Annotated in this window: 13 protein-coding genes; 4 read left to right on the forward strand and 9 right to left on the reverse strand. The window is 46.6% G+C overall.

The window, feature by feature from the left end; translation table 11 throughout:
- Nucleotides 1–112: 112 nt before the first annotated feature.
- Complete coding sequence (locus BLU98_RS03715) at nt 113–2,101, forward strand: KUP/HAK/KT family potassium transporter (RefSeq protein ID WP_092722146.1); 1,989 nt, start codon at nt 113–115, stop codon at nt 2,099–2,101.
- Nucleotides 2,102–2,104: 3 nt separating this feature from the next.
- On the opposite strand, the gene BLU98_RS03720 is transcribed toward BLU98_RS03715, so the two are convergent.
- The 4 genes from BLU98_RS03720 to BLU98_RS03735 are packed head-to-tail and all read right to left on the reverse strand — an operon-like array spanning nt 2,105 to nt 5,061.
- Complete coding sequence (locus tag BLU98_RS03720; RefSeq protein WP_092722148.1) at nt 2,105–3,049, reverse strand: hydrogen peroxide-inducible genes activator; 945 nt, start codon at nt 3,047–3,049, stop codon at nt 2,105–2,107.
- Complete coding sequence (locus tag BLU98_RS03725) at nt 3,046–3,966, reverse strand: S66 peptidase family protein (RefSeq protein WP_092722150.1); 921 nt, start codon at nt 3,964–3,966, stop codon at nt 3,046–3,048. Before BLU98_RS03725 ends, BLU98_RS03720 begins: the two co-directional genes overlap by 4 nt.
- Before the next feature lie 12 nt (nt 3,967–3,978).
- A complete protein-coding gene (locus tag BLU98_RS03730; protein WP_092722152.1) occupies nt 3,979–4,164 on the reverse strand; it encodes a type II toxin-antitoxin system antitoxin in 186 nt (61 codons plus the stop codon).
- Between the two features lie 18 nt (nt 4,165–4,182).
- On the reverse strand, nt 4,183–5,061 hold the full coding sequence (locus BLU98_RS03735) for an SPFH domain-containing protein (protein WP_092722154.1): 879 nt from the start codon (nt 5,059–5,061) through the stop codon (nt 4,183–4,185).
- Nucleotides 5,062–5,172: 111 nt separating this feature from the next.
- Here BLU98_RS03735 and metG point away from each other — a divergent pair, with 111 nt between their 5' ends.
- Complete coding sequence (gene metG / locus BLU98_RS03740) at nt 5,173–7,296, forward strand: methionine--tRNA ligase (protein WP_092722156.1); 2,124 nt, start codon at nt 5,173–5,175, stop codon at nt 7,294–7,296.
- 133 nt (nt 7,297–7,429) lie between these two features.
- Here the strand turns inward: metG and BLU98_RS03745 are convergent, their stop codons facing one another.
- The 3 genes from BLU98_RS03745 to BLU98_RS03755 all read right to left on the reverse strand — a co-directional run bounded on the left by BLU98_RS03745 (nt 7,430) and on the right by BLU98_RS03755 (nt 13,358).
- Nucleotides 7,430–8,080 (reverse strand): gluconate 2-dehydrogenase subunit 3 family protein, encoded by a 651-nt coding sequence (locus BLU98_RS03745; RefSeq protein ID WP_092722158.1) that lies wholly within the window; start codon nt 8,078–8,080, stop codon nt 7,430–7,432.
- A 2-nt stretch (nt 8,081–8,082) separates the two neighbouring features.
- Entirely contained in the window at nt 8,083–9,822 is a 1,740-nt protein-coding gene (locus BLU98_RS03750) for a GMC oxidoreductase (RefSeq protein WP_092722160.1), read from the reverse strand.
- Between the two features lie 179 nt (nt 9,823–10,001).
- Nucleotides 10,002–13,358 (reverse strand): vitamin B12-dependent ribonucleotide reductase, encoded by a 3,357-nt coding sequence (locus BLU98_RS03755; protein ID WP_092722162.1) that lies wholly within the window; start codon nt 13,356–13,358, stop codon nt 10,002–10,004.
- 367 nt (nt 13,359–13,725) lie between these two features.
- Between BLU98_RS03755 and BLU98_RS03760 the strand changes: the two genes are divergently transcribed.
- Together BLU98_RS03760 and BLU98_RS03765 are read left to right on the forward strand one after the other, a co-directional pair.
- A complete protein-coding gene (locus BLU98_RS03760) occupies nt 13,726–14,481 on the forward strand; it encodes a phosphoglycerol geranylgeranyltransferase (protein ID WP_092722164.1) in 756 nt (251 codons plus the stop codon).
- Between the two features lie 83 nt (nt 14,482–14,564).
- The gene (locus tag BLU98_RS03765) at nt 14,565–15,536 is read left to right on the forward strand and encodes a M23 family metallopeptidase (protein WP_092722445.1); all 972 of its coding nucleotides are present in this window, start codon (nt 14,565–14,567) and stop codon (nt 15,534–15,536) included.
- Between the two features lie 7 nt (nt 15,537–15,543).
- Here the strand turns inward: BLU98_RS03765 and BLU98_RS03770 are convergent, their stop codons facing one another.
- Both BLU98_RS03770 and BLU98_RS03775 read right to left on the reverse strand, forming a co-directional pair.
- On the reverse strand, nt 15,544–16,533 hold the full coding sequence (locus BLU98_RS03770) for an aldo/keto reductase (protein ID WP_092722166.1): 990 nt from the start codon (nt 16,531–16,533) through the stop codon (nt 15,544–15,546).
- A 99-nt stretch (nt 16,534–16,632) separates the two neighbouring features.
- Complete coding sequence (locus BLU98_RS03775; protein WP_257574686.1) at nt 16,633–17,550, reverse strand: helix-turn-helix domain-containing protein; 918 nt, start codon at nt 17,548–17,550, stop codon at nt 16,633–16,635.
- Nucleotides 17,551–17,567: the final 17 nt, after the last annotated feature.

Raw genomic sequence — 17,567 nt, forward strand, 5'->3', positions numbered from 1 at the left:
TTGGGTTGGATTTATTATCAAAAATATAGGAAAAGTACGAGGAATCCTTTACTCGGCGTTTTGCCATACATTTGTTCAAGGATCAATAGTTTTAAAGCAACAACCATCGTTCGTGAGCAAGAATTTCAACAAGGTCACCACGGCAGGACTGATCATTGCATTGGGAATCATTTATGGTGATATTGGTACTTCTCCTCTTTATGTTCTCAATGAAATCATTACGGGACGGGTAATCAGCGAATACCTCATTTTGGGCTCGCTTTCCTGTATCATCTGGACATTGACCTTACAAACAACGGTGAAGTATGTGATCCTTACCCTTAAAGCAGACAATAAAGGAGAAGGCGGCATTTTCAGCCTGTATGCGCTGGTGCGCAGGCGCCGCAAATGGCTCGTGATCCCCGCCATGCTGGGTGGCGCAGCCCTGCTCGCCGATGGTATCATCACACCTCCCATCACCGTTACTTCTGCCATTGAAGGACTCAGGCAATTACCTGTGTTTCACAACATCGAACAAAACACCATCATTGGCATTGTGCTGGGCATTCTTACCCTGTTGTTCTTTATGCAGCAGTTCGGTACGGCCTCTATTGGTAAAATGTTTGGTCCTATCATGAGTATCTGGTTCGTAATGCTGGCTGTATTGGGTTGTTCGCACCTGGTAGATGATCTCGGCATATTCAAAGCGTTGAGTCCGCATTACGCTATAGACTTGCTCACCACTTATCCCAAAGGTTTCTGGCTATTGGGCGCCGTTTTCCTTTGTACCACCGGTGCAGAAGCATTGTATAGCGACCTCGGGCATTGCGGCCGGGGTAATATCCGCGTGTCCTGGGTATTTGTAAAGACATGTTTGATCCTCAACTACCTCGGACAAGGCGCGTGGTTGCTGGCAAATTATAAAGGGCAGGTCATTCCATCGCAGGTTATTGCCGATGGATTCAATCCTTTTATCGGCATCATGCCGCACTGGTTTAAACTGGCGGGCGTTATCATTTCTACCGTAGCAGCGGTCATTGCCAGCCAGGCGCTGATATCAGGATCGTTTACGCTTATCAGCGAAGCCATGCGGCTGAATCTCTGGCCTAAAATGAAAATCCATTATCCCACCGAAGAAAAAGGACAGCTGTACATACCGGGTATCAGTTTCCTGCTCTATATAGGTTGCTCGGGCATTGTATTGTATTTCCAGAAATCATCCAATATGGGTGCGGCATACGGACTGGCCATTACCATGTGTATGATCAGTACATCGATTCTCTTTGCCAATTTCCTGGTGAGCCGGCGGGTATTGCCGGGTTGGATCTACCTGTACCTTGCAGTATACATTACCATTGAATCTTCTTTTCTCATTGCCAACCTGGAGAAATTCATGCACGGTGGTTTCGTAACGTTGATCGTTGGCGGCGGATTGTTCCTGGTAATGTATGTATGGTTCCGCAGCCGCAAGATCAAAAACCGTTATGTGGAATTTGTGCGGATGGAGCATTATATTCCCATGATCCAGGAATTGAGTAACGACAGGACCATCCCCAAATACGCCACTCACCTGGTTTACATGACCAGCGCCAATAACCCCAAGGAGATCGAGCATAAGATCATCTATTCCATCCTCAATAAAAAACCCAAACGCGCCGATATTTATTGGTTCGTTCACGTGGATGTGCTGGATGATCCGTATACCTGCGAATTCAGCGTGGAACACATCATTCCAAACGATATCATACGCGTTGAATTCAGACTGGGATTCCGGGTAGAACAAAGGATCAACCTTATGTTCAGGAAAGTGGTGGCCGAATTGGTCAATAACAAAGAGGTGAACATCACCAGTCGCTATGAAAGTTTAGAGAAGAATAACGTTGTAGGCGATTTTCAGTTCATCGTACTGGAGAAATACCTAAGCCAGGACAACGATCTTCCTTTCACCGAGCGGATAATCATGAAATTGTATTTCTGGTTGAAGGAGATCAGCCTGGGCGAAGAAAGAGGTTTTGGCCTCGACCCCAGTAATGTAACCATTGAGAAATTCCCGTTGATCGTGGCACCGGTATCCAAGCTAAACCTCAAGCGGGTTTATACGGATGGCGGGGAATTTGAATAATCATCAACGATCTCCTATCGGCACTACGTTTTGCTGTTTATTCTTCCTGATCTTCTCCGGGATGGCGGATATAATTTCTTTTTGAAGGATGTCGATCAATCGCTTCTTCACAAAATCCCGGTGCACTACCATACTTACTTCTCGCATGGGAGCAGGTTTTTTAAAATGACGGATGAGGTTTTGCTGCCGCGTTCCCATATCCATTGTGGCCAATTCGGGTAATATGGTAATACCATCATTCAGTTCCACCATCCTTCTCAACGTTTCGATGCTACCGGCCTCGTACTCGAAATTATTGGCGTTCTTGCTGGCTTTTTGCAGTTCGCAGAGATTCATGATCTGGTCGCGGAAGCAATGACCTTCTTCCAACAACCACAATTTATCGGGACGGATGTCCTGCGGAAGCACGTATGTTTTTTTATACGCCGCATGATGTTTGGAAACATAGGCCATCATTTCTTCGTAAAAAAGCGGGTATTCTTTGATACCATTTTCCTGCAAAGGCGTAACCAGTATACCCATATCTATCTTTCCTTCGCGCAAGCGTGAGATGATCTGGTCTGTCATCATTTCATTGATGATCAATTTTACCAACGGATATTTTTTAGTGAACTGCTGCACAAACAAAGGCAACAGGTAGGGCGCCAGTGTAGGAATAATGCCCATGCGCAGTTCACCTGAAAGGATTCCCTTTTTCGCATTTACCATCTCATCCATCCGCTTCTTTTCTGCCATGATCTTACGCGCCTGCTCAATCAGTTCCCGGCCCATCTCGGTAGGGATCACAGGTTGCTTGCTCCTGTCGAATATTTTAACACCCAGTTCTTTTTCTGCTTTTTGTATTTGCATACTGAGTGTGGGTTGCGATACAAAGCAATGTTCCGCTGCTGTTGCAAAATGCCGCCAGGTGTCTACGGCTATGATGTATTCCAATTGCACAAAAGTCATATTGCTAGATTTTGTTCCGTCAGTATTACTTTATCTGTACTAACGTGTAGCAGGTGTTCCACTCCTTCCTTCAGCGCATAATTTTCTTTTGCATGACTTACTGGGAAGCCGAAGCAAACCGGGTAATCAAATGATCGTACATGATCATGCAATATCGCGTCTATTTCCTGTCCGAAGGGGAATAAAGTATCTTTTAACTCCGTAAAGCCGCCGATGATCAATCCGGCAAGATTATCCAACATACCGCTTCGTTTCAGCTGTATCATCATGCGGTCGATATTGTAAATGTATTCTCCGATATCTTCCAGGAAAAGTATTTTGCCTTCAGTATGGAAAGCCGAACGGCTGCCAACCAAATGGGCAACCAGGGATAAGTTGCCCCCGATCAGTTGCCCCTTCGCAATGCCCGTTTTGTTAAAAGGGTGAGCCGCACAACTGTAATCGCCAGGCTTACCGCTTAGAGCTGCCCTGAGCGATTGTACAAATTCATTTTCATAGCCCCCTTCATTAAAAGCGCCTGCCATTGGTGCATGCAGTGTGGCTATTTTCAATTGTTCGTGTATATGGGCATGCAGAACGGTCACATCGCTGAAGCCAATCAGCCATTTTGGGTGCTGTGCAAATATTGTAAAATCGAGTGCATCGATAATCCTGCTCAAACCGTATCCGCCACGTGCGCAGAGGATCGCTTTCACGGATACATCATCCAGCATTTCCTGCAGGTCGGCGGCCCGCTCTGCATCGGTACCGGAAAAATAATGGAACTGGTGGCCTACGGTCTTGCCAACTTTTACACGATAGCCCCATGCTTGCAGCACCGTTAAGCAGGTAGCCGATTTATCGGCAGGCATGAAACCAGCGGGACAAACAACGCCAATCGTATCTCCGGGCGATAAATAAGGGGGAATTCTGATCATGAATGCTGGTGCTTATTTTTTAGGTTTAGGTTTGACAGGATGCACGACAATCTCTTTCTTCCGGCCGGCTTCCCGCAATGCTTTGTCGATCAGCATTTCGATTTGTCCGTTCACACTCCGGAAATCATCGGCCGCCCATTTCTCCAACTGGGAATAGGTTTGCGCGTCGATCCTCAATACAAATGACTTCTTGTTCAATGTGCCTGTTTGAGCCTGTTATTGGTAAAGCGTGCCTGTATTCAGCACAGGGGTAGCTGCTTTCTCGCCGCAAAGTACTACCATCAGGTTACTTACCATTGAAGCTTTTTTATCTTCATCCAGCTCCACGATCTGTTTTTTCGACAGCAATTCCAATGCCATCTCTACCATGCCCACTGCGCCTTCCACGATCTTGGTGCGGGCAGCCACAATGGCCGTAGCCTGTTGCCTTTGCAACATGGCGCCTGCAATTTCTGGAGAATAAGCCAGGTGACTGATGCGCGCCTCCGTGATAATGATCCCCGCTTTAGCCAGCCGCTCGTTCAGTTCATTTTCCATTAGCTGTGTTACTTTTTCTCCGCCATCACGCAGTGTTACGGGCGCATGTTCATCTTCAATATTGTCGTACGGACAGGTGGAAGCCAGGTGGCGAATGGCCGCCTCGCTCTGGTTGATCATGTATTGCGAAAAACTTACCACGTCGAACACCACTTTGTAAGTGTCCTGTATCTGCCACAGGATCACGGCAGCGATCTCAATGGGGTTGCCCATTTTATCGTTCACCTTGAGCTTGGCGCTTTCCAGGCTCTGCGAACGGAGGTTTACTTTTTGCTGTGTGAACAGCGGGTTCACAAACAACAATCCATTCTCTTTGACAGTTCCTACATACTTACCAAAGAAAGTGAGCACCACTGCATAATTGGGCTGTACGATGATAAGCCCTTTCAAAACGACAACAATCGCAATAAAACCAAGGGCAATGAAGAGTATTTCCACAGCGGGCGGATTGGCCGGGGCTGAAGCAGATTGGATAATCAGGCTGATATTCAATATCAGTATGGCAAGTGCCACCAATAAGGCCCCGAAACCGGGTATTCCTTTTCGAATCTTTTCCATAAGAATTATTTTGATATTAAAATGATATCAAACTTACAAAAACTTCCCGAATATCCAAATCCGCTACATATCTTATTTTTGCAATTCCCTATAAAGACAGGAAGAAACATTATGAAGGATCCGAAGCGATATTTGATCACGGCAGCGCTGCCCTATGCCAACGGCCTCAAGCACATTGGTCACCTGGCCGGGGCCTATTTGCCTGCCGATATTTATGTACGTTACCTCAAAGCGCAGCAGCGCGATGTGGTATTTGTGTGCGGAAGCGACGAGCACGGCACAGCCATTCCCATACAGGCCACCAAGGAAGGCACTACTGCCCAGGCCATTATTGATAAATACCATCCCATCATTGAAGAGAATTTCAGGGAACTGGGCATTGCATTCGATATTTATCATAGAACCAGCGCCCCTATCCATCACCAGACGGCGCAGGAATTCTTTACCGCATTGAATGAGAAGGGGGATTTGGAAACAAAAGAGACCGAGCAGTATTACGACGAAGAAGCTAAAACCTTCCTGGCCGACCGTTATATCAAAGGCACTTGTCCCAATTGCGGTTACGAGAATGCCTATGGCGACCAGTGCGAACGTTGCGGAAAGAGCCTGAGTCCGGACGAGCTCATCAACCCCGTAAGTACCCTCAGCGGTAAGCCTCCGGTGAAAAAATTAACCAGGCACTGGTACCTGCCACTCAACCGGCACGAAGATTTCCTGCGCGAATGGATATTGAAAGACCATGCCGAAGACTGGCGCGCCAATGTATTAGGCCAGTGCAAAAGCTGGATCGATGGCGGCTTGCAGCCAAGGGCTGTTACGCGCGACCTCGACTGGGGTATTAAAGTACCACTGCCCGATGCGGAAGGAAAAGTATTGTATGTATGGTTCGATGCACCCATCGGTTATATCAGCGCTACCAAGCAATGGGCACTGGACCATGGCAAAGACTGGACGCCTTACTGGCAGGATAAAGACACCAAGCTCGTTCACTTCATCGGAAAAGACAACATCGTTTTCCACTGCATCATTTTCCCGGTAATGCTGAAATTACATGGCAATATACTGCCCGACAATGTTCCGTCTAACGAGTTCATGAACCTGGAAGGCGACAAAATGAGTACCAGCCGCAACTGGAAACTCGAGATGCAGGATTATATCAACGATTTCATCCACAAAGAAAATGGCGGAAGCCAAATGGCCGATGTGTTGCGTTATTATTTAACGCAGATCGCCCCCGAAACCAAAGACAGCGAGTTCATGTGGAAGGGCTTCCAGGATGCCAATAACAGCGAACTGGTAAGCATCTTCGGCAATTTTGTGAACCGCACTTTTGTGCTGATGCACAAACTCTGTAAAGGCAAAGTTACTCCTTATCATACAGCTGTAGCCGATGAGTTGGATGCGCAAACCATTGTTGAGATCAAACAAACAAAAGAAAAAGTAGAACAATTGCTGGAAGCTTACCGTTTCCGCGAAGCTTTGTTCGAAGTGATCAACCTGGCCCGCATTGGCAACCAGTATATGCAGAAAAAAGAGCCCTGGATACTGGCAAAGAAACTGGAAGCGCAGCCCGAGGTACAACAGTTGATCGATAACTGCCTGCACATCTGCCTGCAACTCACCGCCAACCTGGCCATCCTCATCAACCCCTTCCTTCCGTTCACGGCTAAAAAAATGCTGCACATGATGAAGGTGGTAGAGAAAATGCTGAACTGGGAGAACGCCGGCAGTATGAAATTACTGAGCGTAGGTTATCCGCTCAGGCCGCCCGAGTTGTTGTTCAGAAAGATAGAAGACGATGAGATCAATGCACAAATAGAAAAACTCAAATCTGCAAGTGCAACCAAAGAAGCGCCGGCAGTCAACACAAAACAAATGACACCCGAACAATCAGCAACCGGCAATCAGAAATCAGCAATCGTTTTCGATGATTTTGCAAAGATAGACCTGCGTGTAGGCACCATTGTAAGCGCAGAGAAAGTGGAGAAAGCAGACAAGCTGTTGAAGTTGCAGGTAGACCTGGGATTTGAGACACGCACCATTGTTTCGGGTATTGCGCTTCACTTCAAACCGGAAGAGATCGTAGGTAAACAGGTAACCGTGGTTACCAACCTCGCTCCGCGTAAAATGCGTGGTATTGAAAGCAATGGGATGATATTAATGGCCGAAGACAACGGCAAGCTGCACTTTATCAATCCGGAAGACAAAATCAATTCCGGAAGCACGGTGAGTTAACATTAATGGCTCGATGGCTCAATACGCAATGGCTCAATGGAAGAAGATTTCCATTGAGCCATTGTTTTTTAATATATTACTCAGTGAGTATTGATACATTCATTGAGTATCGAACCATTGAGCAATTGAGCCATTAATAGCTTATGCATTCTTTCAGCTCTTTCTCGCTATAGGCAAGTCCATACTGTTTCAGCACATCATCGGGAACACCATTCCATTGATTGGGCGTGTTGCCTTTATACCCAAGGTCTTTGACGCCCATTTCGGAAGTAAAGAACCCGGTCACTGTAAGGTTGCGCATGAGATTGAAGAAAGATACACCTTGTTTCATCTCTGGTTTTGCCTTGGCCGGATAAGCGATCTGATCTACCATGGCAATTTGCTGCTGGTGATCACAATCCGTGAATGCCTTACCATACTGCTTCAGGCATTGTACATCGAGCCAGCGCAAGCCACCGCGCATAGGCGTCTGGTGTTTGGGCATGTCTTTTACGATGAACTCCAGGAAGTCGGGCACTTTGGCATCACTGGCGCTGCCACTCACTGCATCTTTGGGTACAATGATATCTGCCAGCACTGTAAGTGTGGCCATTTCCTGTGCCGTGAAGAATTTATCGTTGAGTTTCTTCAGGTAATCCTTTTCTTCCTGCATGCGATCGGCATCTGCGCCCGTATCGGCAACGGCAGTTGCTGCTTTCTTTTCGCCTGGCTTACAAGCCTCAATCATGAGGCTGGTGGATACGGTTCCTACTACCAGGGCTTTAATGGATTTTCTTCTGTCCATTGTTATAAGTTTTGTTTTTTCATTTCATCGATGATGTATTCAGATGCCCTCATGGAGAGCGCCAGGATGGTCCAGGTAATGTTCTTATCGGCCTGTGAAGTGAACTGGCTGCCATCTACACAGAACAATGTTTTACAATCGTGTGCCTGGCTCCATTTGTTGAGCGCCGACGATTTACGATCGGCTCCCATACGTACGGTTCCTGCTTCGTGAATGATATTACCCGGGTTACTCAATCCGTAATTGTTCTTCTCATTATCATCGCCACCCCAGGTAATCACAGCACCCATGTTGTGCATGATTTCCTTGAAGGTTTCTTTCATGTGCTTGGCCTGCTTGATCTCGTAGTCGGAATGTTTTACATTGAAACGCAAAACAGGGATACCATATTTGTCCACTACATTGGGATCTATCTCGCAAAGGTTATTGTAATTAGCTACAGCTTCTCCTCTTCCTGCCATACCTACATTGGCGCCATAAAAGAAACGCGCATCTTCTTTCAGGGAAGCACCGTAACCGCCCGCCTCTTTGGTTTTACCATTCACGGCATATTTACCATTGAGGTTTTCCAGGCCAAAACCAAAGCCATAAGCCGGTTGCGACATGCCGCCCCAATATTCAATATGATAGCCCCGGGGAAAATCGAGTTTTTTATTATCAAGCCACCAGGGGGTATATACGTGCATACCGCCCACCCCATCTTCATTGTAACGTTTACGACCGAAAAGCTGTGGCAATACGCCACCCAGTGCAGCGCCGGTTGAATCGTGCAGGTACCTGCCCACCACATTGCTTTCATTGGCCAGGCCATTCGGATGGCGGGTTGATTTGGAGTTGAGCAGCAAGCGGGCGGTTTCACAAGCGCTGGCAGCGAGTATCACAACGCGACCATTTACCTGATATTCCATCATGTCTCTTTTGCTCACATAAGAAATACCGGTTGCCAGTCCTTCTGCATTGGTTAATACTTCACGGGCCATTGCCTGTGTAATCACATCCAGGTTACCTGTTGTAGCACCGGGAATTACCAGGGCTGAAGAAGAAGAAAAATCGGCATAGAGTTTACAACTACGGTTACACTGTCCGCAATACACGCAGGCCCCACGCTCATCATTGATCTTCTTGGTAAGGATCGACAAACGGGATGGGATTACCGGGATGCCCATGCCGGTAGCTGCTTTCTTAATCATCAGTTCATGCAAGCGGGGCTTGGGAGGCGGCAGGAAAATACCATCCGGGTCATTGGGCAATCCTTCATTAGAGCCATATACACCCAATAACTTATCTACCTTATCATAATATGGTTTGATGTCATCATAGCTGATGGGCCAGTCATCACCCAATCCATCAATACTCCTGCGTTTGAAATCCTTCGGGCCGAAACGCAATGATATCCTTCCCCAGTGATTGGTACGACCGCCAATCATGCGTGCGCGCCACCATTCCCATTTGGTTCCTTCGGCCATTGTATAAGGCTCTCCATCAATATCCCATCCCCAGAAACAACCATCGAAATCGCCAAATGGGCGAAACTTGGTGCTGGCACCGCGACGGGGCGATTCCCAGGGGTTTTTAAATTGAGAAGAATGAATTTTAGGATCGTAATCGGCCCCTGCTTCGAGCAGGCAGACCTTGAGACCGGCCTTGGCCAGCATATAGGCAGCCATTCCACCACCGGCGCCCGATCCTACAATGACAGCATCATACTTTTTAGATTCTTTCTTGATCTGAAGATCACCCATAAAACAACAATTTGAAGTGTGTTTGTTAGAGCAATGAAAGTAAAACTTTTTGAGTTAATACTTGCGGGTTTTAAAAAGAAAAAAACGATTTAGCAAAAGATTGCATGCATGAAAAAGCCACTATTTGCATAGTGGCCTCTTCAGGGTTAGCGTATATACGTTTTCAAAGAGACGTCCGTTTAACTGCAACCCATGCTGTTACCGCAGTTCAGGCACTTGTAACAGGTACCGCTGCGAATGGTAATATGTCCGCATGTGTTACAAGCCGGTGCATCACTCTGCATATTTTTAGCGGCGGCGTTCACAGCATCCAATCCTGCTTCCGCTTTAACAGGTGCGGCCGCACGCTGTAATTTTTGCGGTTGTGTAGCCGGTGTAACATTGGCCGAAGGCGCTGTTACCCGTATGCTGCTCAGCTCGGGCTTGCCCAGCAAAGTGGCATCACCATCATCATCGCCCAGGTTACCTACCTGCGGTCTGTCCAGCACATGCACCAGGTCAGTACGGCCCAGGTACTCATAAGCCAATACACGGAATACAAAATCAACGAGTGAAGTAGTAGTCTTGATATTGGGATGGTCTACCATACCAGCCGGCTCGAACTTGGTGAACACAAATTTCTCTACGAACTCTTCCAACGGAACACCGTACTGCAAACCAACAGAAATGGCAATGGCAAAACAGTTCATGAAGCTGCGCAGCGTAGAGCCTTCCTTCGCCAGGTCTATGAATATTTCACCCAGTGTACCATCTGCATATTCTCCTGTGCGGAGGAACAATACCTGACCGCCGATCTTGGCTTTCTGTGTAAAGCCCCTGCGTTTTGCAGGTAAAGATTTTTTCTCTACGATCAGCGATAACTGGCGCTTCAGCTTGGTATCGGTAGAAGCCTGCATACGCTTGTGTACTTCATCCAGCAATTCATCTACTGTAAGCTGGCTCATATCCACGATATTGGAAGCCATATCTGCTGTAGCCACTTTTTCTTCTTCAACTTCCTCCGATTTTTTCTTTTTATCGGAAGATTTATTGCTCAACGGCTGACTCAGTTTGGAACCATCACGGTAAAGAGCGTTGGCTTTCAATCCGAGTTGCCAGCTCAGCAAATAACAATCGGCAATCTCTTCTACTGTTGCTTCATGCGGCAGGTTGATGGTCTTGGAAATAGCGCCGCTGAGGAAAGGCTGACAGGCCGCCATCATACGGATATGTCCATACGCATGGATATAACGCTCTCCTCTCTTGCCGCATTTATTTGCACAATCGAATACCGTCAGGTGTGCATCTTTGAGATAAGGAGCGCCTTCCACTGTCATAGTACCACATACATAATCATTGGCTGCTTCAATTTCTGCTTCGCTGAAACCGATCGCTTCCAACAGGTTGAAATTCCAATCGCTGTACTGCGCTTCTGTAAAGCCCAAACGCTGCATGCATTCTTCACCCAGTATAAAACGGTTGAAGATGAAGCCGATCTCAAAAGCCGATCTCGCCGCGCCGTTCAGTTTTTCGATCTCAGCAGCAGTAAATCCTTTCTCGCTCAGGCTTTGTGGGTTGATGAAAGGAGCGCCCTCAAAGCTGGCAGCGCCTACTGCATATTTTTCAATGGCTTCCGCTTCTTTCGCGTTATAACCAAGGTTCTTCAATGCCTGTGGAACCGACTGGTTGATGATCTTGAAATAACCACCGCCGGACAATTTTTTGAATTTCACCAATGCGAAATCAGGCTCTACACCGGTAGTATCACAATCCATTACCAGGCCGATGGTTCCGGTAGGTGCGATCACAGTTGTTTGCGCATTGCGGTAGCCATGTTGTTCGCCTAACTGAACCGCTTCATCCCATGCACGGGTAGCAGCTTTCAGCAGGTAATCGGGACAATGCGTAGCCTTGATACCCTGGGGTTTGATCTCCAGGCCTACATATGCATCTTCCGCATCATAAGCGGCAGCACGGTGGTTGCGCATTACACGCAGCATGTCTTCTTTATTCTCTTCATACTTATCAAACGCACCCAGGAAGCCGGCCATCTCTGCAGATGTTTTATAAGCCACACCCGTCATGATAGCAGATATGGCCCCTGCAATACCACGGGCTTCTTCACTATCGTAAGCAATACCACTTACCATGAGCATAGAACCCAGGTTAGCAAAGCCAAGTCCGAGTGTACGGTAATCGTAAGAAAGTTGCGCTACTTCTTTAGAAGGGAATTGTGCCATCAACACAGATACTTCCAATACAGTAGTCCACAAACGTGTAGTATACTCAAAACCTGCTACATCAAACACATTGGTTTCATCATCATGAAACTTGCGCAGGTTGATAGAAGCCAGGTTGCAGGCCGTATTATCCAGGAACATATATTCCGAGCAAGGGTTCGACGCGTTGATACGGCCGCCTTTCGGACAAGTATGCCATTCATTGATGGTTGTATCGTATTGTGTTCCGGGATCGGCACAACGCCATGCTGCGTAAGATATCTGGCTCCACACTTCTTTTGCCGGTACTTTCTTCATCACACGGCCATCTGTACGGGCTTTCAGTTCCCAGTCGCCCCCCTCTTCCAGCACTTTGAAGAAACTGTTAGGGATGCGCACAGAGTTGTTTGAGTTTTGTCCGGATACCGTAGCATACGCTTCTCCCTCGTAACTGTTATCATATCCTGCAGCTACCAATGCAGCCACTTTATCTTCTTCCTGCACTTTCCAGTTGATGAATTCCATTACTTCGGGGTGATCCAGATCGAGACAAACCATTTTGGCTGCCCTGCGTGTAGTGCCACCGCTCTTGATAGCGCCTGCAGCGCGGTCGCCTATTTTGAGAAAGCTCATCAGTCCGCTTGAAGTACCACCTCCGCTTAACTTCTCTCCACCACCACGAATCTGTGAGAAGTTGGTACCTACGCCTGAACCGTACTTGAAAATGCGGGCTTCACGGGTCCACAAATCCATGATACCACCTTCATTCACCAGGTCGTCGTTCACGCTGAGAATGAAACAGGCATGGGGTTGTGGGCGCTCATACGCGTTGGTGGATTTTTTCAGTTTACCATCTTTGGGGTCTACGAAATAGTGGCCCTGCGGTTTGCCGGTGATGCCATAGCTCTCGTGCAAACCGGTATTGAACCATTGAGGTGAATTGGGTACGCAAGCCTGGTTGAGAATGCTGTATACCAACTCATCATAAAACACCTGCGCATCTTTGGTTGATGCAAAATACCCGTAACGCTCTCCCCACACACGCCAGCAATTGGCCATACGGTGTGCCACCTGTTTTACGCTGGTTTCCCTGCCTACCGAACCATCTGGCTGGGGTACCCCGGCTTTGCGGAAATATTTTTGGGCGAGGATGTCTGTTGCGATCTGGCTCCATTGTTTCGGAACTTCTACGTTGTTCATTTCAAAAACCTTTTCGCCATTGGGGTTTTTGATAACACTGTCGCGGTAATCGTATTCGAACTGGTCAAAAGGGCTTACACCCTCTGTTGTAAAGCGGCGGCTGAACTGTAAACCTTTAGAAGTGCGTGGGTTAGCCATGTAAGTATAGTTTTTAGCTGGTTTGTTGGTTTAGTCTCCGGTTAACGAATTGTTAAGCGGTTGACGAAAATATCTTTCCATTTTCACAATTCAACGCCGGAAATATCCACTGCTTGTGGATAAGGCATGTGGATTTTTTCGTACCTCCAATCAGGGTTGCATTTGCTGGAAAATGCACACCGGGTAGAAAATATTTTTGATCTTTTTGTAGTTTAAATGAACTTTTTTTCGTAAATAAAAAAGCCAGATTCCGAGGGGTTTTGCCTTTTACAAACACAAAAAACGCTCCAGGCAGCTACTTGTACCGAAATATGTATCTTTCCATGGATTTTTTTGCATTTTTGCAACAGCATCTATCCAATATTGAATGAAGCAAGCATTGTACAACCAATTTGTAGAGAAGAAAAGAACAGGCAGGAAATCTTTTGCGGTATTGATCGACCCCGATAAGGTAGATGACCAAAAGATCGCGCAACTGGTGCGATTGGCCACTGATGCTAAAGTCGATTATTTTTTCGTGGGCGGCAGTTTGGTCATTTCCAGTCACCTCGACGATTGCATCCGCCAGCTCAAAGCTTCCTGCGCTATTCCTGTTGTTTTATTCCCCGGCTCGCCTTCCCAGGTAAGTAAATATGCCGATGCTTTATTATATCTTTCACTCATATCTGGCCGCAACCCGGAACTGTTGATTGGTCAGCATGTGATCAGCGCTCCTTTTGTAAAGAAAAGCGGGCTCGAGATCATGCCTACCGGTTATATGGTCGTTGATGGAGGAGCTCCTACTACGGTGTCTTATATTTCCAATGCAACACCTATTCCGGCAGACAAAAATGATATCGCCATGTGTACGGCCATGGCAGGAGAAATGCTGGGTATGAAACTTATCTACATGGATGCAGGCAGTGGAGCCAAGCGGCCCATACCCGAATCCATGATAGAAAAAGTAGCGCGTCACATTGAAGTGCCGTTGATCATCGGCGGAGGCATCATCGATCCAGTCAAAGCCTATCTCAACTGCAAGGCAGGAGCCGATGTGATTGTAGTGGGCAATGCGATTGAAAAAGATCCGACGCTGATCAAAGAATTGAGTGCAGCCGTGCACAGTATTCCTGTGCAGGTATAACTGCATAGTTAAGATATCCCCCCATCAGTCTGTCCATGTGCAGCATGTGTATGCTGTTTGTTTTCAAAACGAAATTTGAAAATATGAAGCGCGTATTATTAACAACCAATTTCTTTTTTTGTATGCTGATTACGAACGCACAAACCGAAGACCCTGCTTACAAAACCATTGCGGATCAATTTGAACAGCTGTACAACACACAGCAGGGCGATAGCATTTTTGCCATGTTTTCTGCCGAGATGCAAAAAGCACTTCCAATAGATAAAACCAACACGTTCCTGTCGGGCTTATACCGGCAGGCCGGTAAGATCAAACAGCGGGAATTCACAAAGTACCAGTCGACTTTCGCTTCTTATAAAACTTATTTTGAAAGGGCTTTGTTCGCCGTAAATATTTCTGTAGATGATCATCATAAAATCAATGGTTTTTTGGTAAAACCCTTTGTTGATGAACCCCTTCCCAAAATAGACCGGAACCAGACCAAGCTTCAATTACCCTTCACAGGTGTGTGGACTGTTATTTGGGGGGGCGATACCAAGGAGCAAAATTATCATGTAGTATCTAGCGCACAGAAAAATGCCTTTGATATAGAGATAACGGATGAGCAAGGGCATTCATACAAAACAGATGGACAAACCAATGAAGATTATTATGCATTTGGCATGCCATTGACTGCCCCTTGCGATGGTGCGGTCGTATTGGTGGTGGATGGCATCAAAGACAATAAACCAGGCGATATGAACCCGGCTTATAGCCCCGGAAATAGCGTGATTATTAAAACGGAAAAAAATGAATATTTGGTCTTTGCCCATTTCAAACAACATTCTATCCAGGTAACGCAGGATCAAAAAATAAAACAGGGACAACTGCTGGGACGCTGCGGGAACTCAGGCAATTCATCAAAACCTCATTTGCATTTTCATATCCAGAATACAGAAGACATAAACAAAGCCACAGGAGTAAAATGTTATTTCGATCAAATACAGGTGAATGGTCAGCCTAAAACCGATTATTCACCTGTAAAAAATGATAAAATATCATCTCCTGCCTTATAAAAACTTCTTACCTGTTCACTGTTTTCATGGAAGCTTCGGGGTAGCGGTCGCCTGCGGCTACATTGCGGGGCGCTATGGCATCGATCGCTTTCAGGTCTTCTTTGCTGAGGGCTACTTTTAATGAACCGACATTCTCTTCGAGGTATTTGATTTGCTTGGTGCCCGGGATAGGGAAAATATGATCCCCTTGTGCCATTACCCATGCCAACGCCAGTTGCGAAGGAGTGCAATCTTTTTCAGTGGCAAGGTCCTGTATCTTTCTCACCAACTCCAGGTTCTTTTGAAAATTTTCTCCCTGGAAACGGGGCGAAAACCTTCTCCAGTCATCTTCGGCCAAATCATCAAAGCTTTTCAATTGCCCGGTAAGGAATCCCCGGCCCAATGGAGAATACGCTACAAAAGCAATTCCTAATTCCTGGCAGGTTTGCAGTAATTCATCTTCCGGCTCGCGGCTCCAGAGTGAATATTCTGTCTCCAGTGCAGTGATGGGATGAACAGCATGCGCTTTCCGCAAGGTTTGCGGCGAAGCTTCAGACAAACCAATAGCCCTCACCTTACCTTCGGTCACCAACTGTGCCATGGCTCCTACGGTTTCTTCTATAGGCGTATCCGGATCTACCCGGTGTTGGTAATACAGGTCAATGGTATCTATCTGTAATCTTTTGAGACTGGCTTCGCAGGCCGATCGCACATATTCTGGTCTGCCGTTAACACCCCTTACTGAAGGATTGCTCGGGTCTCTCAGAATGCCAAACTTGGTAGCAAGAGTGATATCGTGGCGGATACTTTTCAATGCTTTTCCAACCAACTCTTCGTTGTGAAAAGGACCATAGATATCGGCCGTATCCCAGAAACGAACGCCCAACTCATGCGCCTTGTGCAAGGTTTTCAAAGAATGTTCATCGTCTCGCTTTCCATAAAACTCACTCATGCCCATACAACCCAAACCAATTGCAGAAGCGGTCAAACCCTGGCTACCTAACTTTTTTAATTTCATAATGATCTATTTAAGATGAATTGTTTCGTCATGTAAAATTAGTAGCCCCTGCCAAGACAGTTATTACCTGATTGAAACCATTCATTACAAAATTCAATCCTAATTCAGGGTCCTGAAAAACGACGGTGTTACCTGTGTTTGCTTCTTGAAAAAATTATTGAAGTGCGATGGTTCTTCAAAACCCAGGCAGTAACCAATCTCGGCAATATTCCAATCAGTATGCTTCAACAAAGACTTGGCTTCACTCACGAGCCTTTCTGCAATCACGCCTGTGGTAGTTTTACCTGTGGTTGCCTTCACGGCTTTGTTCAGGTGATTCACATGTACTGCCAACTGCTCGGCAAAGTTAACTGCAGAGCGCATATCAAATCGCTGCGATGTGTTTTCGATGGGGAACTGTCTTTCCAGCAGTTCAGTAAATACCGCAGTGATGCGGGCCTTGGCATCTGTGTGCCGGCAGAGGCTTTCAGAAGGCTCCATTTTAAGTGCATAATGGATCAACTCGGTAACATAACTCTTCTGCAGATCGAATTTGAACGCATAATCCGATTGCATTTCATTCAGCATCTTGTTGAATATCTGGCTCACTTCCCTATCCTGCTCCTTGTTGAGTATATAGGACGGATTGCCGCCAGGTTTGAACATCGGCAGGTCGCCGAATTCATTCCGTATCCTGTCGGCAAAAAAGGATTTGGAGAAAATGCAGAAAAAACCGGTCTTGTCATCCGACAAAGACTCAAGGGCATAAGGAACCAGCGGGTTAAAAAAGATCAGCGTAGTGCCGGATATTTCAATACTCTTATCGGCATAATGGTACAGGTTGTGCCCGCGAATAAGGCTGATCTTGTAAAAATCCCTGCGGCTGTACACGACTTTGGTCTTGCATTTCTCCATTTGAAAAACGTTGAAATGTCCCATGCCTTCGTGCAGGTTGGCCGGAAGGATATTGAACTTGTCTCTGTAAAAATCTTCGATTGTTTGCATAAGTTGCGCTCTCAGGATGTTTTCGATTGCCATACAAATTTAAACAACTT

It is taken from the genome of Hydrobacter penzbergensis (assembly GCF_900106985.1).
Classification (GTDB): domain Bacteria; phylum Bacteroidota; class Bacteroidia; order Chitinophagales; family Chitinophagaceae; genus Sediminibacterium; species Sediminibacterium magnilacihabitans.